The following is an 18092-nucleotide window of genomic DNA, read 5'->3' as shown; positions in this document are numbered from 1 at the left end:
TTCCGGAAATACCCAGACCTTCAGGGAGACGCCCGCGCAATGGCAAAGATTATCTATACCCACACCGACGAAGCGCCGATGCTGGCCACCTATTCGTTCTTGCCGATCATTGAGGCGTTCGCCTCGACGGCCGGTGTGGAAGTGGAGACCCGCGACATCTCGCTGGCCGGCCGCATCATCGCCGTGTTCGGCGACTACCTCACCGAAGAGCAGCGCGTCAGCGACGCCCTGGCCGAGCTTGGTGCCCTCGCCAAGACGCCCGAAGCCAACATCATCAAGCTGCCCAACATCAGCGCCTCCGTGCCCCAGCTGAAGGCCGCCATCGCCGAACTCCAGGGCCACGGCTACGCGCTGCCGGACTACCCGGACAACCCCTCCTCGGACGAGGAAACGGACATCCGGTCCCGCTACGACAAGATCAAGGGCTCCGCCGTGAACCCGGTCCTGCGCGAAGGCAACTCGGACCGCCGCGCCCCGCTCTCGGTCAAGAACTACGCCCGCCAGAACCCGCACAGCATGGGCGCCTGGACTCCGGAGTCCAAGACCAACGTGGCCCACATGGACGCCGACGACTTCCGCTCGAACGAGCTGTCCGTGGTGATCGAGGCCGACACCAACATCAAGATCCAGCTCGTCAAGGAAGACGGCACCGTCAAGGTCCTCAAGCGTGCCTTCCCGGTCCTGGCCGGCGAGGTCATCGACGGCACCGTGATGCGGGCCGCGGCCCTGGATGAGTTCCTCGCAGCCCAGGTCGTCCGGGCCAAGAACGAGGGCGTGCTGTTCTCCGCCCACCTCAAGGCCACCATGATGAAGGTCTCGGACCCCATCATCTTCGGCCACGTCGTCAAGGCCTACTTCGCGGACCTCTTCGCCACCTACGGTGAGCAGATCGCCGCCGCCGGCCTGAGCCCCAACAACGGCCTTGCCTCCATCCTCAACGGACTCGAGGACCTGCCGGAGGAGATCCGCGGCGAGGTCCAGGCAGCCATCGAAAAGGGCCTCAACGAGGGCCCCGAACTCGCGATGGTCGATTCCGACAAGGGCATCACCAACCTGCACGTGCCCTCCGACGTCATTGTCGACGCCTCGATGCCGGCCATGATCCGCAGCTCGGGCCACATGTGGGGCCGCGACGGCCAGGAAGCCGATACCCTCGCCGTCCTCCCGGACAGCAGCTACGCCGGCATCTACCAGGTCGTGGTTGATGACTGCCGCGCCCACGGGGCCTTCGATCCCACCACCATGGGCACCGTCCCGAACGTCGGCCTCATGGCCCAGGCGGCCGAGGAATACGGCAGCCACGACAAGACGTTCGAGATCCAGTCCGCCGGCACCGTCCAGATCGTTGACGACGCCGGCACGGTGCTGATCGAGCACAAGGTTGCCCCGGGCGACATCTGGCGCGCCTGCCAGACCAAGGACGTGCCGATCCGCGACTGGGTGAAGCTGGCCGTCACCCGTGCCCGCGCCTCCGCCACGCCCGCCGTCTTCTGGCTGGACAAGGGCCGCGCGCACGACGCCCGGATGATCGCCAAGGTGGAGGAATACCTCAAGGACCACGACACCGAGGGCCTGGAAATCGCCATCATGTCCCCGGATGAGGCCACGGCCTTCACGGTGGAGCGCCTCCGCAAGGGCGAGGACACCATCTCGGTGACCGGCAACGTGCTCCGCGACTACCTCACCGACCTCTTCCCGATCCTGGAACTGGGCACCAGCGCCAAGATGCTTTCGGTGGTGCCGCTGATCAACGGCGGCGGCCTGTTCGAGACCGGCGCCGGCGGATCCGCCCCGAAGCACGTCCAGCAGTTGCTCAAGGAAAACCACCTGCGCTGGGACAGCCTGGGTGAATTCCTCGCACTGGCCGTCAGCTTCGAGCACCTCGCCACCAGCACCGGCAACGCCCGCGCCCAGGTCCTGGCCGACACCCTGGACCGGGCCACCGGCACGTTCCTGCTGGAGGACAAGTCCCCGAAGCGCAAGGCCGGCGAGTTGGACAACCGCGGCAGCCACTTCTACCTGGCCAAGTTCTGGGCCCAGGAACTGGCCAGCCAGAACGACGACGCCGAGCTCGCCGCGGCCTTCGCCGCCGTTTCTGACGCGCTGAACTCCAACGAGGACACCGTCACCGGCGAACTCCTGGCCGTCCAGGGTTCCCCGGTGGACCTTGGCGGGTACTACCGGCCGGATGCGGCCAAGGTTGCAGCGGTCATGCGCCCGTCGGCGAAGTTCAGCGAAGTGCTTGCGACGCTGACCAAGTAGTCCCAGCCTCAACCGGCGCCAGACCTCAGGCAGCGCCGGGGCCGGCCGCCACGCAGAACGCCCCGTCTCCCGAAAGGGAGGCGGGGCGTTCTGCTGTCCGCCCGGGATTCCGGTGCGCGCGTCGCTGCTGGTCGTAGGGGTGGCTGGTCGGAGGGGCGGCGGGTCGGAGGATGGCAGGACAGAGGGGCAGCCGGGCGGGGGAGGGCTGCGGGGTCAGCCCTTGCCGTTGCCCTTGTGCTTCGATTTCCCGGTGGCGGCCTTGGCCGGGGCCGGGGCGACGGCGGCCGGGGCCGTCCGCGCTGCAGCGACCTGGGCTGCTGCCTGAGCCGCGGCAGCCTTTTCAGCCGCTGCTTTGTCGGCTGCCGCTTTGTCAGCCGCTGCTTTTTCCGCAGCCTTCCGGGCCGCCTCGGCCGCCTGCTGCGCGGTAAGGTCCGCCCGGACGGCGTCAATCGATGACTTGATGCTCTGGTGGCGTCTGAAGGACACCTCGCCGCTCGCGGCGACGGCATCCAGTCGGGTCAGCAGCTCGTCAAGGTGCTTCAGGGAACCCTCCGGGTCGTTGGCGGCTGCAGCCTGGCTGACAGCCAGGACTTCGGATTGAAGTTGCCGGGCCGCGCCGCTGCCCAGTTCGGGGGCGGGGGAGCCGCAGCCGGCCAAAGCCCCGGCGGCCAGCAGTCCGGCGAGGAGGCTTGCGGACACCCGATACCAAACCCGGCCGCGGTCTTGCCCGGCGGTTCGCGAATCGCTCATGGTTCCACGCCCTTCTGCAGTTCCCTCAGGTGATCGCCGAGCGGTCCGGTGACGGTGGGGTAGGGGACGACGTCGGGCGCCGCGGGGGTGGACAGGGCGACCGCGATCGTCGCCACGACGGCAAGGACTGCCAGCACGGCGAGCAGCACGGCCACGCGGGTGCGGAGCCGGGCCCGGAGGAACCATGCGGCCCCGCGCGACGCGGAGCGGCGGCGGCGCGGCCGCAGCGGCAGGGCATCCGGGTCCAGCGAGTTCAGGGGGCGTGTTCTCGACGCCGCAGCCGTTGCGGCTCCGGGCCTGGGTGGGCGGGGCCGCCTAGCCGGCGGGGCCGGGAGGACCCGGGTGGGTTCCGTTGTGACCGGTCCCGGCAGCGATCCGGGGGAAACGAGGGCAACACGGAAAGCTGCCTCGAGATCGGCGGCCGCGGGGCGGTCCAACGGGTCCAGGACGGTCATGGCCTGGATGAGCCGGGCCCACTCCTCGGGCACGGCGTCCGGGATGACGGGGGCGCGGTGCAGGCGGGCCACGGCGGATTCGACGGCGCTGCCCGGGTACTCCACCTCGCCCTTGAGGCATTCGAGCAGGACCAGGCCCAGCGAGTAGATATCACTCGCCGGACCGAGGTCGGCCCCGCGGGCCTGTTCGGGACTGAGGTAGGCGGCGGTTCCCACCATGGTTCCCGTGGCGGTCAGCCGGGTCCCGTCGATGATCCGGGCGATGCCGAAGTCTGTGAGCTTGGGCCGAAGCGGCTCTCCCGGCCGGACCGGCACCAGGAGGATGTTGGCGGGCTTGATGTCCCGGTGGACGATGCCGAGGCCGTGGACGTAGGCGAGGGCATCGGCGATCCCGGCGCCCACCACGGCCAACTCGGCCAGCGGCAGGGGACTGTGGCGGATCCGGGTCCGCAGATCCTGGCCGTCCACGAGCTCCATGGTCAGAAAGGGCCGGGGCTCCTCGGGAATCCGGGTGTCCGTCCCGGCGTCGAACAGCGTCACCAGGCTTGGATGATTCAGGGTCGCCAGAAGTTCGATCTCCGCTTCCTGGCGGCGAAGCTCGTCAGGATCCGCCGATTGCGGTGCAAAGAGTTTCAGGGCAACGTCCCGGCCAAGGTTCAGGTCCTTGGCCGTGTAGACCGATGCCATGCCGCCCCGGCCAATCACCTCCCCCAGCTGATAGCGGCCGCCCAGGGGCTCCGCCATGATGCTGTTGGGCGAACTGTCCACGCTGTCCCCGTACCTTTCGTGTGCGCCCCGGCGGCGCTCCTAAAGAATGATACGGGTACGGGTATCTGATTGCGGTCCGCGTGGTGCGTGGGGGACCTCCGGTCCCGGCGCCGAAGCGTCTTCCCTCACCGGACCCCCACCCGCGGACGCCCCTCCGCCGGAGCATGCCGTTGGGTCCCCCAGCGGACCCAACGACCTCGCTCCGGCGGTACAGGACCTTGATGGGAGCGGTGGCATGCGCTAGGGCGGGCGGGGCTTGCAGCCGGGCCTCGGCTGCGGACCGGAGCGCTCAGGGTGGGCGGGCGCTGAGAGGGTCAGACCGGCGGGAATTGGGGTGCCGGAAGCCCGGCGGTGGACGGTCGTGTCCATGGGGGATTCTCCTGGGTGACTGTTGGCGGGCGGCAAAGGCAGCCCGACGGGCCGTGCTCTGTGGAGGCAGAGACGGCCCGACTAGTCAGGAGAAGAACCGGGATCAGCGCTAACGGCTGCGTACTCGTGCTGGAGCGGTCCGCCGATGGCGTCGGCCCCGATGGTGGGCACGTAGAAGACCAGGCTGGGCATCCACGCAGCCGTTCCGGCAGGCCCGCCGCCGGAGTGCCCGCTGCCGGACCCCGAGCCCGGAGCCGGCGGGAGTGCGTCAGGCGCAGGCAGTCCCGTTCCGCCATGCCATGGGCTCGGACCCGGGTTGCCGGAGGGAGCCGGCGGTTCACCGGTCCCGGCAGGGGCCTTGGCCGGCGGGGCAGCGCCGGACTGGACAGCTGCCGCGCCCCGGGGTTCAGGGATCAGCAAGGCGGGATAGGCAACCGTGGCACCCGGGGAAGGAGATGCCGGGAAGGGACGGGCCGCCACGGTGCCGGTGGGAGCAGGCGCCGGCAGTTCAGCCGGTGCTGCGTTGGCGGCGGTTGCTTTTGCGCCGCCCGCCGGCGCCGATGCGCCATCGACGGCGGCCGGCGTCCCCGCAGGCGATCCCGCCGCGACGTCGCCGCCTGGAACGACGCCGTCTGGAACGACGCCGTCTGGTGGCCCGGCCGCAGGGTCGCCGGGGAGCGGAGTTGCTGGATCCGGAGCCGGAGCCGGGGCCGCCGGGTCGCCGGGCGACGAAGGTGCTGGAGCCGGAGCCGCGGGGTCCACGGCCGGCGGATCGACGCCGGGGACCGGTACCGCAGGGTCCACCACCGGCGGAACAACACCGGGGACCGGAACCGCAGGGTCCACCACAGGCCCGGTTGCCGGCGGGGTGAGTGCCGGCGCAGGGAGCGAAGGGTCAGGGAGTACCGGGGAGGGGAGCGCCGGGTCCGGTGCCGCCTGCCCAGGGGCGGGCGGTGGCGCGTCGGGAACCGCCGGGTCAGGGGCGGTGTCCGCGGGCCCGTTCGGGTCGGCATGAACGACGTCCGCGGAAGCTGCTCCCGGCCCCGGAACAGCGCCCGCCGCCCAGGCGCCCGCCGGGACCGCAGAGATGTCCACGGAAACCACGCCGTCGAGGGAGGGAACAGGGAGGTCGTCGGCGTCCGTACAGGAGGCGGCGGCCGTGCTCTCCCCGGCGTCGTCGGCCGTCCCGTAGAACGCGCAGGCGTCGTCCGCCTGCGCGGCCGTGCAGGTCAGTGTCAGCCACGCGGCGCCGGCGACGGCGGCCAAAAGCACGCGCCGCAAGGGGCGCAGGGGGCGCAAGGTGCGGCCCGCGCGGGAGGACGCTGCTGCAGGATCCATGCGCGCACCCCCGATCCCGGAAGACTGGACAATTGCCTACAGGGTAAGTCGGCCCCAACAGGAGAGTCCAGAGCGGGGCCGAAACTGTAGGCATACCGAGACACTTGGAATGCGCCGGGTCCGTTGCCTGGGGCGTGGAAAATGCGAGGCGGTTAGTGGGCGTCGTTGGGGTAGCTCACGCCGAGCTGCGCGCGTACGCCGTCGAAAAGCCGCATGGTGTTCAGGGAGTCCTCCAGAGGCATGACCGGGCTCTCGGTGAGGCCCTGCTGGATGCACCGCGTGACCTCGCGGAGCTCGTAGGTGTAGCCACGTCCCACCACGGTGAACTGCTCCGTCCGGGGCCCCTCGAAGCCGATCCGGACCAGCAGTTCCTTCGGGTTGTTGATGGAGCCGGGGCTCTGGAGGTAGCCCTTGGTGCCGGCGACGGTGGCCGTGCGGGGGCCGTAGGCCATCAATGACGAGGTCAGTTGGGCCTGGGCGCCGTGGTGGTAACCGAGCGTCAACGCATTCTGGGCGTCGACGCCGTCGTCGTCCAGCCAGCCGGTGGCGCTGACCGTTTGCGGGAACCCCAGGGTGCCGAGCGCCCAGAGCAGGGGATAGACCGTCATGTCCAGCAGGGCGCCGCCACCGTCCTTGGGTGCCCAAAGCCGGGAACCGGGCGAGTACGGCGCCGGAAAGCCGAGGTCGGCGCCGACCCATTTCACCTCGCCGATCTCGCCCGAGGCAGCGATCTCGAACGCCCGCTGCATGCTGGGCAGGAACCGGCTCCACACCGCCTCCATCAGGAAGACTCCGTTGGTCCGGGCCGCCGCGATCAGCTCGGCTGCTTCCCGGGCATTGATCGTGAGGGCCTTCTCGCACAGCACGTGCTTGCCGGCGTTGAGGGCGGCGAGGGCTATCTTGTGATGGTGGGCGTGCGGGGTGGCGACGTAGACGACGTCGACGGCGTCATTGGCGAGCAAGCGGGCATAGCCACTGGCGCCCTCCTGGTCACCGTAGGCGTGGACAAAGCCGTAGTCGGCCGCGAACGCGTCCGCGGCCGCCTGTGTGCGGGAGCTGACGGCGTACAGTTCCGCATCCGCCAGCAGCCCAAGGTCGCGTGTGACCGAAGCGGCGATCCCGCCGGTGGCGATGACACCCCAGCGCAGCCTGGCACCGGTGGCTGTGCGGGGGTCCTGGTCCGGCTGGCTGAACAGCCACGGCTTTGCGATGAGGGCAGACATGATGCCATCTTCTCACCCAGGGGCGGGCGGGCCGCGGTCTTGACGGCCCTGGCATGGCGGAGGTTCGACGCGGAGATCCAGTCTCACGAAGTTCAGCCCCGGCGGCTCGACGCCGGAGCTGCGGGCGGGCCCCCAAGGCCTGCCCGCAGCTCCGCCGCCGAAGTCCCCGCAGCCGGCCGGTCCTCAGCCGGTCAGGGCCGCCGTCGCGCGGTTCCGGGCCGGTTCCTCCGTGAGCCGGCCCTGCTGGAGCCGGAAGCGCCGGTCCGTCTTGTTGGCCAGGGCACGGTCGTGGGTGACCACCAGGATGGTGGTGTTGTGGTCCCGGCTGAGCGTGCTGAGCAGCTCGATGATGTGCTCGCCGGTCTGTTCGTCCAGGTTGCCGGTGGGTTCATCGGCCAGGATCAGTTTGGGTTCGTTCGCCAGCGCCCGGGCGATCGCCACCCGCTGCTGCTCGCCGCCGGAGAGCCGGTTGATGCGCCGCCCGTGCTTGTCCGGATCGAGCTGGACCTGTTCGAGCAGCTGCCGGGCCCGCTCGGCCCGCGCCGCCTTGCGCACGCCGGCGAATTCCATCGGCAGCATCACGTTGTCCACGGCCGAGAGGTTCGGGATCAGGTTGAACTGCTGGAACACGAAGCCGATGTCCCGGCGCCGGTAGTTGGTCAGTTTCCCGTCGGGCATGCTGGCCAGGCTCACGCCGTTGACCACCACGTCGCCGCTGGTGGGCTTGTCCAGCGCCCCGAGCAAGGAGAGCAGGGTGCTCTTGCCGCTGCCGCTCTTGCCCACGATCGAGGCCAGCGTGCCCTGCTCCAGCTCGAAGCTGACATCGTTGACCGGCTTGATGGTCCGGTCGCCGGACTTGAACGTGCGGACCAGGTTCTTGACTTCGATCATGGCTATTCTCCTCGGAGGACTTCGATGGGACGGATGCGGGCGGTGAGCAGGGCCGGGACGAGCGCGCCGATGATGGCGACGCCGAAAACTGCGGCGATGCCCGCGGCGATGACGCCGGGGGAGGCGCTCGCCGTCACGGAGGTCAGCAGCTGGCTGGCCCCGCCCAGCGGTCCGCCCGCCCCTCCCGGGAACCCGCCCCCGGGAAAGCCGCCAGCGCCGCCGCGCTGGCCGGTGGCCGCCGCGCTCGTGCTGCTGCTTGAACTGATGAGGGCGCTGGCGATGCCGCCGCTGGCGAGGGAGGCGACGGCGGCGCCCACAACACTGCCCATGGCCACCAGCACGAGGGCCTCCAGCACAAACTGCAGGCCGATGGTGCGGTTCGGGGCGCCGATGGCCTTCAGGACACCGATCTCGCGGCGTCGTTCGCGGACCAGCATGACCATGATCAGGAGGATGATCAGGCCGGCGGTGCCAAGGGCCGCGATGAAGGCGATGAAGGAAATGTTCTTGACGCTGTCCAGCGAGCTGACGGCTGTCTCAAGGTTCCGCTGGCCCTGGGTGACGTCGGCCTTGTCGGAGCCCAGCGCCGCCTGCAGGGCGGTCTTGGCGGCGTCGACGTTTTCCATGCTGTTGACCGTGACGATCATGGTGGAGAGTTCGTCCGGGAGCGCGGCGAGGGTCTGGGCGGTCGGCAGCGTCACGTAGAGCGCATTGTTGCCGAACGCGGTCCCGGCGTCGAACAGCCCCCGGACGGTGAAGCTCTGGTCCCCGATGGTGAACGTCGAGCCCACGCTGAGGCCGTTCTTGGTGGCCAGGGTGGTGCCCAGCAGGGCGCCGGTGGACGCGGCGGTGTAGTTGCCCAGGCCGGTGCCCTGCGTCAGCTGCAGGGCCTTGCCAGTGGAGTCCACCTCGGCGCCGATGCCCGTTGCCGTGATGGGCAGCGAGAACGCCGGCGCGGCCTGCGCGGTGCTGCCGGTACTGCCCGAGGTGCTGCTTCCGGAGGCGCCGGTACTGGCTTGGTTACGGTTGCCGAGGGTGCCGGCGTCGACGGCGGCCGTGAGGCTCGTGGTGACGGAGGTGGCCGACTGGCCGCCGGGGCCGCCTTGGCCTGTCCGTCCTGACGCGGCCTCGGCGGCAATGTCAGCGGCGTTGCGCAGGCGCAGGGCCTTGGTGCCGACCACGCTGCTGACGTTGGGGACGGCCGCCGCCGTCGCTGCCTGCGCCGAGGTCAGCGGCTCGCCGCCGCCCTCGAAGCCCTGGCCGCCGGCCGGGTTCACGGTCAGGACCGTGCCCACCGAGGCGTTCAGCTCGGCAACCTTGCCGGTGACGGCCTGGTTGGCCACGAGCATGGCCAGGGCAAGCCCAATGGCTACGGCCAGCACCGCCACCACAGCGGCGGTCCTGACCTTGTTTCGAAAGGCGTTGCCTACACTCCGGGCAAGAACGCTCACGGTGCTCCTAGTTTTCTTGGGTGTCTCTGGGGTATCTCCTGCCGGACCCGATGCCCGGCGCTGGTCCCACAGTGGTACGGGCCGCTGTGCGAACCTCCCCGCAAAGCTATGTCTCCGCTGTGAAGCGCCTCGCCACAGGCAAGGTCACCGCCAAGGTCACTGCCAAGGTCACCGCCAAGGTCCCAGCCGGCGGACCACCGCCAGCGCATCACGGCCAACGCAAGAGCCCCGGCCCTCCCTTGCGGGAGAGCCGGGGCTCTGTGCTCTGGCGCGGCCGGTGAACCGGACGCCAGATAAGGAACTACTGCTTGGTGATCGGGCCGAGGACCGGATCGTTCTCGTACGCCGTGTGGACGTTGTCCTTGGTGACGATGACCGGTTCCAGCAGGTAGGCGGGAACAACCTTGACCGTGTTGTTGTAGGACTTGTCGTCGTTGATCTCAGGCGTCTTGCCTGCCTGAACGTCGTTGACCATGACGATCGAGTGCTCAACGAGCGCGCGGGTGTCCTTGTTGATGGTGGAGTACTGCTCGCCCGCCATGATGGACTTGACCGACTCAACCTCGGAGTCCTGGCCGGTGACAATCGGAAGCGGCTTGCCGGCGGCCTTGACGGAGGTCAGGATCGCGCGGGCCAGAGTGTCGTTCGGGGACAGCACGCCGTCAAGCGGGGCGGTGCCGTAGGTTCCGGCGAGCAGGGTGTCCATGCGCTTCTGGGCGTTCTCTGCCTTCCAGCCCTGGGTCACAGCCTGCTCGAAGCTCGTCTGGCCGGAGAGGACCTTGAGGGTGCCGTCGTCGATCTTCGGCTTCAGGACGCTCATGGCGCCGTCGAAGAAGACCTTCGCGTTGGCGTCATCAGGGGAACCTGCGAAGAGCTCGATGTTGTACGGGCCCTCCGGCTTCTTGCCCTTCATGCCGTCCAGCAGCGCCTTGCCCTGGAGTTCACCGACCTTGAAGTTGTCGTAGGCCACGTAGTAGTCCACGTTCGGGGTGTTCAGCAGCAGACGGTCGTACGCGATGATCGTTGCGCCGGCGTCCTTGGCCTGCTGGAGCTGGGTGCCCAGCTGTGCACCGTCGATGGCGCCGACGATGATGAGCTTGTCGCCCTTGGTGATCATGGCGCTGATCTGGTTCTGCTGCTCCGAGACGCCGCCGTTGGCGAACTGCACGTCCGGCTTGTAGCCGGCCTTGGTGAGGCCGTCGTTGAACAGCTGCTCGGCCAGGACCCAGTTTTCGGAGGTCTTCTGGGGGAGAGCGACGCCGATCGCGGATCCCTTCGGGAATGCTTCGCCTCCAGTGGAGGAACCGCTGGTGGTTCCGGTGTCGGAACGGCCGCAGGCTGTCAGCGCCAGTGCCGCAATAGCAGCGATTGCTGCTGCCTTTCCTGCTTTACCAATCATTCGCATTGCTTGGTTCACTTTCTTTTGGTGGTGTGCGGAGAACTGTGGGGTTGGGGAACCGGGGGAGGGGGTCAGATGCCCCTCGAGATGACCTCTGTGGTCTGGGTGGTCTCGTCGGCCTTGATCTCGCTGCTGCGGCCGAAGTTCTTCATCAGCATGCCGACGATCGATTTCTTGCCCTGGGTCTTGTTGTAGACGTCGAAGGCGACGGCGATCAGGAGCACGAGGCCCTTGATGATCTGGGTGAGGTCGGCGCCGACGCCGAGCAGCTGCAGGCCGTTGTTCAGGACGGCCATGACCAGGCCGCCGATGATCGAGCCGATCACGGTGCCCACGCCGCCGGTGACCGCGGCGCCGCCGATGAAGACGGCCGCGATGGCGTCCAATTCCCAGCCGACGCCGTCGAACGGTCCCGAGGCGGTGGAGCGGCCGACGAAGATCATGCCGGCGAGGCCGGCCAGGAAGGACATGTTCATCATGACCAGGAAGTTGACCTTCTTGGACTGGACGCCGGAGAGCTCCGCAGCGTGGCGGTTGCCGCCGACCGCGTAGATATGGCGGCCGATGACGGTCTTGGAGGAGATGAAGCCGTAGACGATGATGAGGACGGCGAGGATCAGGCCCGGAACCGGGAAGGACGTGCCCGGACGGCCGGTGGCGAAGAGGTACGTCGCGTAGAGGATGGCGCCGCAGACCAGCACCAGTTTGAGGACCATGACCCAGGCTTCAGGGACCTCGGCGCCGAGCTTCTTGGCGTTGCGGCGGGACCGGATCTCGCTGAAGATTACGAACGCTACGGCGAGCAGGCCGATCAGCATGGTGGGGTTGTTGTAGCCGGTCTTCGGGCCGAACTCGGCCAGGTAGCCGGAGCCGATGTACTGGAAATCCGCCGGGACCGGGATGGTGTTCGACTTGCCGACGAACTGGTTGGCGCCGCGGAAGATCAGCATGCCGGACAGCGTCACGATGAACGCGGGAATGCCGACGTAGGCCACCCAGAATCCCTGCCAGGCCCCGATCAGGACGCCGAGTCCCAGCCCCATCAGGACGCCGATGTACCAGGGCAGGCCCCAGTCGCGGATGAAGAGTGACACGCAGACACCCACGAAGGCCGCGACGGAACCGACCGAGAGGTCGATGTGCCCGGCGATGATGACCAGCACCATGCCGATGGCGAGGATCAGGATGTAGGAGTTGCCGTTGAAGAGGTTGATGACGTTGCCCGATGTGAGCGTGCGGCCCTCCGTGAAAATCTCGAAGAACACGATCAGCGCAACCAGGGCGAAGATCATGCCGAATTGGCGGGTGTTGCCGCCAAAGAGCTTCTTGAGCGCGTTCATTGTTTCAGTCCTTGTGTCCGGGGTGTTCGGATTGTTCTGGTTTGTCCCAAAGGGTCAAGCGGTCTTGCGGGCGGACGTCATGAGTTTCATGAGGCTTTCCTGGCTGGCTTCGTCCTTGTTCAGCACGCCGGTGATGGCGCCTTCGAAAATCGTGTAGATCCGGTCCGAGAGGCCCAGCAGCTCGGGCAGCTCCGAGGAAATGACGATCACGGCCTTGCCCTCGTTGGCCAGCTTCTGGATGATGCCGTAGATCTCGTACTTGGCCCCGACATCGATCCCGCGGGTGGGCTCGTCCAGGATCAGCACGTCCGGGTCGGTGAACATCCATTTCGCCAGCACAACCTTCTGCTGGTTGCCGCCGGAGAGCTTTGCGACGCCTTCCTCCACGGAGGGCGTCTTGGTCCGCAGCGACTTCCGGTATTCCTCCGCGACGGCGTATTCCTTGTTGGCGTCCACCACGAAGTTCTTGCTGATCTTGCGCAGGTTTGCCGAGACCGTGGTGGCCTTGATGTCGTCCAGCAGGTTCAGGCCCAGGGACTTGCGGTCCTCGGTGACGTAGCCGAGTCCGGCGTCGATCGCCTGGCGGACGCTCTTGAGCTGCAGTTCCTTGCCTTCTTTGTAGACATGGCCCGAGATGAAGCGGCCGTACGAGCGCCCGAACACGGACCGGGCCAGTTCGGTGCGTCCGGCGCCCATCAGGCCCGCGAACCCGACGATCTCGCCGCGGCGGACGAAAAAGCTGGAGTTCTTGCAGACCAGGCGGTCCTGGATCTGCGGGTGCCCGACGTTCCAGTTCTTCACCTCGAAGAGGACATCGCCGATCTTCGGCTCGTGGTCCGGGAACCGGGATTCCAGGGTCCGGCCCACCATGCCCTTGATGATGCGGTCCTCGTCGACGCCGTCGGCCTTGACGTTCAGGGTCTCGATCGACTTGCCGTCGCGGATGATCGTGATCTCATCGGCGATCTGTTCGATCTCGTTGAGCTTGTGCGAAATGATGATCGAGGTGATTCCGCGGCCCTTGAGGCCCAGCATGAGGTCCAGCAGGTGCTGGGAGTCGGACTCGTTCAGCGCCGCCGTGGGCTCGTCCAGGATCAGGAGCTTGACCGACTTGTTCAGGGCTTTGGCGATCTCGACCAACTGCTGCTTGCCGACGCCGATCTCCTTGATGGGGGTGTCCGGGTCCTCGCGCAGCCCCACGCGGGCCAGCAGTTCGGTGGACCGGGTCCGGGCCTCGGCCCAGTCGATCACGCCGCGCTTGGTGGGCTCGTTGCCGAGGAAGATGTTTTCCATGATCGACAGTTCGGGGATGAGCGCGAGTTCCTGGTGGATGATCACGATGCCGGCGTGCTCGCTGGCCCGGATGTCCTTGAACTCCTGGACTTCGTTCTGGTAAACGATGTCCCCGGTGTACGTGCCGTAGGGGTACACACCCGAGAGCACCTTCATCAGGGTCGATTTCCCGGCGCCGTTCTCACCGCAGATGGCGTGGATCTCGCCGGCCTTCACCCGCAGGCTCACATCGGCCAAAGCTTTAACGCCGGGGAACTCCTTGGTGATGGAGCGCATCTCGAGGATTAGCGGATCACTGTGCGTGTTGAGGGACGTCATCTGCCCTTACGCCTCCAATGCATGACTTCGTTGTCCGCCCCTGCAAACCGCAGGGCCGTCTGATGGAAAAGTAAACTGGATCACAGCCCTTGTCGTCAAGTCTTTAACGCAACAGGCACATAACGAAATGGTTAGTTTCGCCGGATTCCGGCGTGCTGGAAGACCAAAGCCGTGGCCCCGAGGGCCTCGGCCCGGTCGCCCAGGGACGACATCGTGAGGGTGGTTGTCTCGCCAATGACCGGCACCGCGTGGCGGATCAGGCCGCGCCGGATCGGGTCCAGCAGCAGCTGGCCAAGGCCCGCCAGCGGGCCGCCGACCACAATGACCTCGGGGTTGATCAGGTTCGCCACGTTGCCCAGCGCGCGCCCGACGGCGAGCCCGGCGTCGTCCACGACACGGAGCGTGGCGGAGTCCTTCTCCAGTGCCTTGCGAACGATGTCCCCGGGCGAGAGCGGCCGGTCCTCGCCGCGGCTCAGGAGCTCGATCATGGTGGTGGTGGAGGCGATGGTTTCCAGGCAGCCGCGGTTCCCGCAGCGGCAGATCAGCCCGTGCTCGTGGATGGTGGCATGGCCGATTTCGCCGGTGATGCCCACGTTGCCGTAGTACGGGGCGCCGTTGAGGATCAGCCCCGCACCGATGCCCGAGCCGATCTTGAGGAACATCAGGTTGCTGATGCCGCTGTGCGGCCCCCAGGTGACCTCGGAGAGGGCGCCCAGGTTGGCGTCGTTGTCCACAAAGACGGGGAGTTCCAGCGCTTCTTCTAGGCGTTTGAGGATGTTGATGCCCACCCATTCGGGCAGGATCGCGCCTTGCGCCACGGTGCCTGTGCGGCGGTCGATCGGGCCGGGAATTCCGACGCCGGCACCCACCAGGGCGCTGCGTTCCACACCGCTGTCCGTGAGCAGCCGGTCCAGCACGCCGACGGCGGCCTGGATGCCTTCCTCGGCGTGATGGCCCAGGGGCAGCAGGACCGACTCTTCGGCGATCACGTGGTAACTCAGCGAGGCCAGCACGACGCGCAGGTGGCGCCGGCCGAAGTCGATTCCGACGGCGACGGCTCCGTTGCTGTTGAGCCGGACGTTCAGGGCGCGCCGCCCGGAACTGGTGATCGGTTCAGTCGAGGCCAGCCCGGCGTCCTGCATGATTTTGACGATGTTCGAGACCGTGGCTGTCGAAAGCCCGGTCTGGCGGGCCAGTTCCGCCTGCGTGGATGGGCCCGCGAGGAGGCATTCGATGATCCGCTGCTGGTTCAAATGCCGGAGGGCGGACTGCGATCCGGGGTTCTTGGTTCGGCTCCTCGTTGAGCGCGTTGGTGAGGGCATGCTATGAAGCGTGACGCATTCGCGCCTTGTAGTCAAGAAGTTAACGCAACGATAACGGCCGCGCCGGTCGAATGCCGGGGAGAGGGCGTTCAGCACCCGCCGTCTCCGCGGCAAGGACGTTCTGCCCCGCCGGCACGCTGGCCGGGTGGAATTGCACCACACCCCGCGTTCCGGGACACGGCTACTCTGGTCGGGAGAACCCGCCGCGACCCGCGGAGGCGTCCGGAAACGTGAGGTGGTAATGGTGCTGCTGGCCCTGATGCAGGCGAACTCCGCCGTGCTGGACATCGAGGCGAACTGCGCCGCGGTGGAGGCCGCGGCGCGTAAGGCGTCCGCCGCGGGCGCGCAGCTGCTGGTGACCCCGGAACTCTTCCCCGTGGGCTACGCGCCGCGGCGGCTGCGGGAGGCGTTCGATCCCGGCAGGTTGCCCGCGCTCCGGGAAGCCCTGGCCGGCATCGCGCGGCGCAACGACATCGCCCTGGTCTACAGCCTGCCCACGGTGACGCCGGCCGGCGGGTGGCACATTTCCGCCACCCTGGTCGACGAGGCGGGCGAGGAGCTGCTCAGTTACGACAAGGTGCACCTGTTCGGCCCGGACGAGCGGGCGGCGTTCACGCCCGCCGCGGCTGCCCCCGGCGTCGTGGATTTCCACGGGCACAAAACGGCGCTGGTCATCTGCTACGACATCGAGTTTCCCGAGTCGGCGCGGGCGGCCGCCCTGCGCGGCGCGGACCTGCTGCTGGTGCCGACGGCACTCGCCGGCGGATTCGACGTCGTGCCGCAGGTGCTGATCCGGGCCCGCGCCCTGGAGAACCAGCTGACGGTCGCCTACGCCAATCACACCGGTTCGGAGGATGACGGCGACTTCCGCGGCGGCAGCATGGTCGCGGGCCCGGACGGCTCGGTCCTGGCCGCGGCCGGGGCCGGGCCGGAACTGTTGTTTGCCGAGCTGGGTGAGACCGGCCGCGCCGCGGCAGACGGCATCGAGGACGCCGTGGACTACCTGCGCGACCGCCGCCCGGAGATCTACCGCTCCTGGGGAGTCTGACCGGCAGCCGACGCCAGACCTGCGCTGGCCGGTGCACTGGACGCCTGACCTGCGGTGGCCGGGGCGGGCGGCTCAGGCTCGGCCTGGTACTGCAGGGCGATCCAGAGTTCCGCGCGGGCCTGGGCCTGGTTGAGGTCAAGGCCCAGCAGCTCAGCGATGATGCCGATCTGCCGGCGGACGCTGTTTCGATGCAGTCCCGTGGCCTTTGCCGTGGCGTCCCAGCTTCCGTTTTCGCCCAGCCAGGCCCGCAGGATGCCGAGCAGGCTGTCGCGGCGCTCCGGCTCGAGGGCGAGCAGGGGCGCCAGCAGATGGCCCGCCAGCAGGGTGCCGGCAGCGGGTCCCAACAGGCCGGCCACCGACCACGTCACGTCATCCGCCCGGACGCTCCGGCGGCTCGTGAGAACGCGGTTGCGCAGTGAAGCGGCCTGCCGGTAAGCCTCCGGCAGGTTCGCGAAATCGGTGCCGCTGCCGATCACCAGGCGCCAGCCGAGCCGCTCCACTTCGGCGAGCAGGGCGTCGTCGACCTTTAACCGGGTAATGGCGGCAAAGCCGTACTCGGTGAGCTCCACGAGTTTGGTGTCGAACAGCCGCCGCCACTCCAGCAGCGCCCGCACCGGAGCCTCGCCCGGTCCGCCCGGGGTCCGGGAGCTGTCCGGGGCGGCGTCAATCCGGAGACCCTGCACGACCCGCAGCTGGCCGGACCGGGTGGAGGAGATGCTTTGGGCCAGCAGGTCCTTGAACCCGTTGACATGCCGTGCGGATCCTGAGGCCACGCTCTCCGGGTGCAGCAGCAGCGCCGTGGCCAGCTGGCTCGGGGCCAGGGAGCCGCTGATGCGCTGGCGGACCAGCAGTTCCAGCAGCCCGACCGCGGTGGAGACAACGCTGTTCTGGGCCGGGGTCAGCGGGGCGTCCGTGCCGAGGATGAGCGCGCCGAGGTTGGCGTCCCGGGTGCTGCGCAGCGGATACCCGAAGACGAGGGACGAGCCCGCGGCGTCGAACGAATCCATCTCGACCCGCGGACCACTGCCGGCGAGCAGCCTGGCCAGCAGCGGCTGCAGGTCGGCTGAGTCAACTCCCGGCACGGTGCCGGCAGCGGCGCCGGCGGCCCGCGGACCGGGGGAGGGGCCCGAACCGCGGGCGCGCACCCGCCCGTCGGCGCCGACCAGCACGGCCCAAACCGGGACGCGCTGGACCAGGGCCGCGAGGAGTTCGTGCTCGGGGCGCGCGGACAAGACCGCGCGCATGAGCTGCCGGCTGGTGTCGGCCAACTGGCGGAAGGTCTTGGCGTTGTCCGACTCCAGGAGCCGGGAGAATTCCAGTCCCAGCGCGGCGAACGGGAGGCTCTCCGGGATGGCGACCAGGGTCAGGTTGTGCTGCCGGCAGGCCCGCACCACGGCATCGGGCACGGCGTTGAAGTACGGTTCCAGGCCAAAGCCCAGGGCGCCCACGCGGGCCTGCACCAGGCGCCGCACGTAAGCGTCCACCGCCTCCTCGCTGCCGCCCCCGCCCACGAACGGCAGGCCGGCCGTGAGCAGGAACTCGCCGTCGAGCAGGTAGGGGGTGGGATCTTCCAGTTCGCTGGGCTCCACCCAGCGCAGGCGCTCCTGGCCGTTGCCGCCGTCGTGCACGACGGCCAGTGCCGGCAACTGGCCCAGGAACTGCGCCAGAGTGACGAAGCCGAGCCGCTCCGGGTCCTCAGCAGCCACGGCCGCGGCCCCCGTGCCGGCCGCCCGGCCTGCGGAGTCCAAGTGCATTAAGTCTCATGAGTGAAGACTACAGGTCGTTTTGCACAACCTTGAGAGGTGGCTCACACGCCTAGGGTTGGTTCGGGAAACCGACCACTACTGAAGATAAGGACGTCAATG

13 protein-coding genes are annotated in these 18092 nt (G+C 68.4%); 2 read left to right on the top strand and 11 right to left on the bottom strand.

Going from position 1 to position 18092, the window contains the following annotated elements:
* Nucleotides 1-39: 39 nt before the first annotated feature.
* On the top strand, nucleotides 40-2262 hold the full coding sequence (locus AC1DN2_RS02925) for an NADP-dependent isocitrate dehydrogenase (protein ID WP_476849138.1): 2223 nt from the start codon (nucleotides 40-42) through the stop codon (nucleotides 2260-2262).
* Nucleotides 2263-2475: 213 nt separating this feature from the next.
* Here AC1DN2_RS02925 and AC1DN2_RS02920 read toward each other — a convergent pair whose 3' ends face one another.
* The 10 genes from AC1DN2_RS02920 to AC1DN2_RS02875 all read right to left on the bottom strand — a co-directional run bounded on the left by AC1DN2_RS02920 (nucleotide 2476) and on the right by AC1DN2_RS02875 (nucleotide 15179).
* A complete protein-coding gene (locus AC1DN2_RS02920; RefSeq protein ID WP_476849137.1) occupies nucleotides 2476-3012 on the bottom strand; it encodes a mucin-associated surface protein in 537 nt (178 codons plus the stop codon).
* Nucleotides 3009-4211, bottom strand: a complete 1203-nt coding sequence (locus AC1DN2_RS02915) for a serine/threonine-protein kinase (RefSeq protein ID WP_476849164.1) — start codon at nucleotides 4209-4211, stop codon at nucleotides 3009-3011. Before AC1DN2_RS02915 ends, AC1DN2_RS02920 begins: the two co-directional genes overlap by 4 nt.
* A gap of 474 nt (nucleotides 4212-4685) precedes the next feature.
* Nucleotides 4686-5942, bottom strand: a complete 1257-nt coding sequence (locus AC1DN2_RS02910; RefSeq protein ID WP_476849136.1) for a hypothetical protein — start codon at nucleotides 5940-5942, stop codon at nucleotides 4686-4688.
* Between the two features lie 152 nt (nucleotides 5943-6094).
* Nucleotides 6095-7165 (bottom strand): Gfo/Idh/MocA family protein, encoded by a 1071-nt coding sequence (locus AC1DN2_RS02905; RefSeq protein WP_476849135.1) that lies wholly within the window; start codon nucleotides 7163-7165, stop codon nucleotides 6095-6097.
* A gap of 183 nt (nucleotides 7166-7348) precedes the next feature.
* A complete protein-coding gene (locus AC1DN2_RS02900; RefSeq protein ID WP_476849134.1) occupies nucleotides 7349-8056 on the bottom strand; it encodes an ABC transporter ATP-binding protein in 708 nt (235 codons plus the stop codon).
* 2 nt (nucleotides 8057-8058) lie between these two features.
* On the bottom strand, nucleotides 8059-9507 hold the full coding sequence (locus tag AC1DN2_RS02895; protein ID WP_476849133.1) for an ABC transporter permease: 1449 nt from the start codon (nucleotides 9505-9507) through the stop codon (nucleotides 8059-8061).
* A 301-nt stretch (nucleotides 9508-9808) separates the two neighbouring features.
* Nucleotides 9809-10912 (bottom strand): substrate-binding domain-containing protein, encoded by a 1104-nt coding sequence (locus AC1DN2_RS02890; protein ID WP_476849132.1) that lies wholly within the window; start codon nucleotides 10910-10912, stop codon nucleotides 9809-9811.
* A gap of 65 nt (nucleotides 10913-10977) precedes the next feature.
* Nucleotides 10978-12246, bottom strand: a complete 1269-nt coding sequence (gene mmsB / locus AC1DN2_RS02885; RefSeq protein WP_476849131.1) for a multiple monosaccharide ABC transporter permease — start codon at nucleotides 12244-12246, stop codon at nucleotides 10978-10980.
* A 54-nt stretch (nucleotides 12247-12300) separates the two neighbouring features.
* Nucleotides 12301-13857, bottom strand: coding sequence for a multiple monosaccharide ABC transporter ATP-binding protein (mmsA, locus tag AC1DN2_RS02880; protein ID WP_476849130.1), 1557 nt, complete (start codon nucleotides 13855-13857; stop codon nucleotides 12301-12303).
* A 131-nt stretch (nucleotides 13858-13988) separates the two neighbouring features.
* Entirely contained in the window at nucleotides 13989-15179 is a 1191-nt protein-coding gene (locus AC1DN2_RS02875; protein WP_243180206.1) for an ROK family transcriptional regulator, read from the bottom strand.
* Nucleotides 15180-15420: 241 nt separating this feature from the next.
* On the opposite strand from AC1DN2_RS02875, the gene AC1DN2_RS02870 reads away from it, so the two are divergent.
* Nucleotides 15421-16227, top strand: a complete 807-nt coding sequence (locus AC1DN2_RS02870) for a nitrilase-related carbon-nitrogen hydrolase (protein WP_476849163.1) — start codon at nucleotides 15421-15423, stop codon at nucleotides 16225-16227.
* Here the strand turns inward: AC1DN2_RS02870 and AC1DN2_RS02865 are convergent.
* The gene (locus tag AC1DN2_RS02865; RefSeq protein ID WP_476849129.1) at nucleotides 16206-17981 is read right to left on the bottom strand and encodes a PucR family transcriptional regulator; all 1776 of its coding nucleotides are present in this window, start codon (nucleotides 17979-17981) and stop codon (nucleotides 16206-16208) included. The genes AC1DN2_RS02870 and AC1DN2_RS02865 overlap by 22 nt on opposite strands.
* Nucleotides 17982-18092: the final 111 nt, after the last annotated feature.

It is taken from the genome of Arthrobacter sp. 01L42 (genome assembly GCF_056400005.1).
The sequence above is the reverse complement of the archived record's forward strand: the minus strand, read 5'-3'. Positions and strand labels throughout refer to the sequence as shown.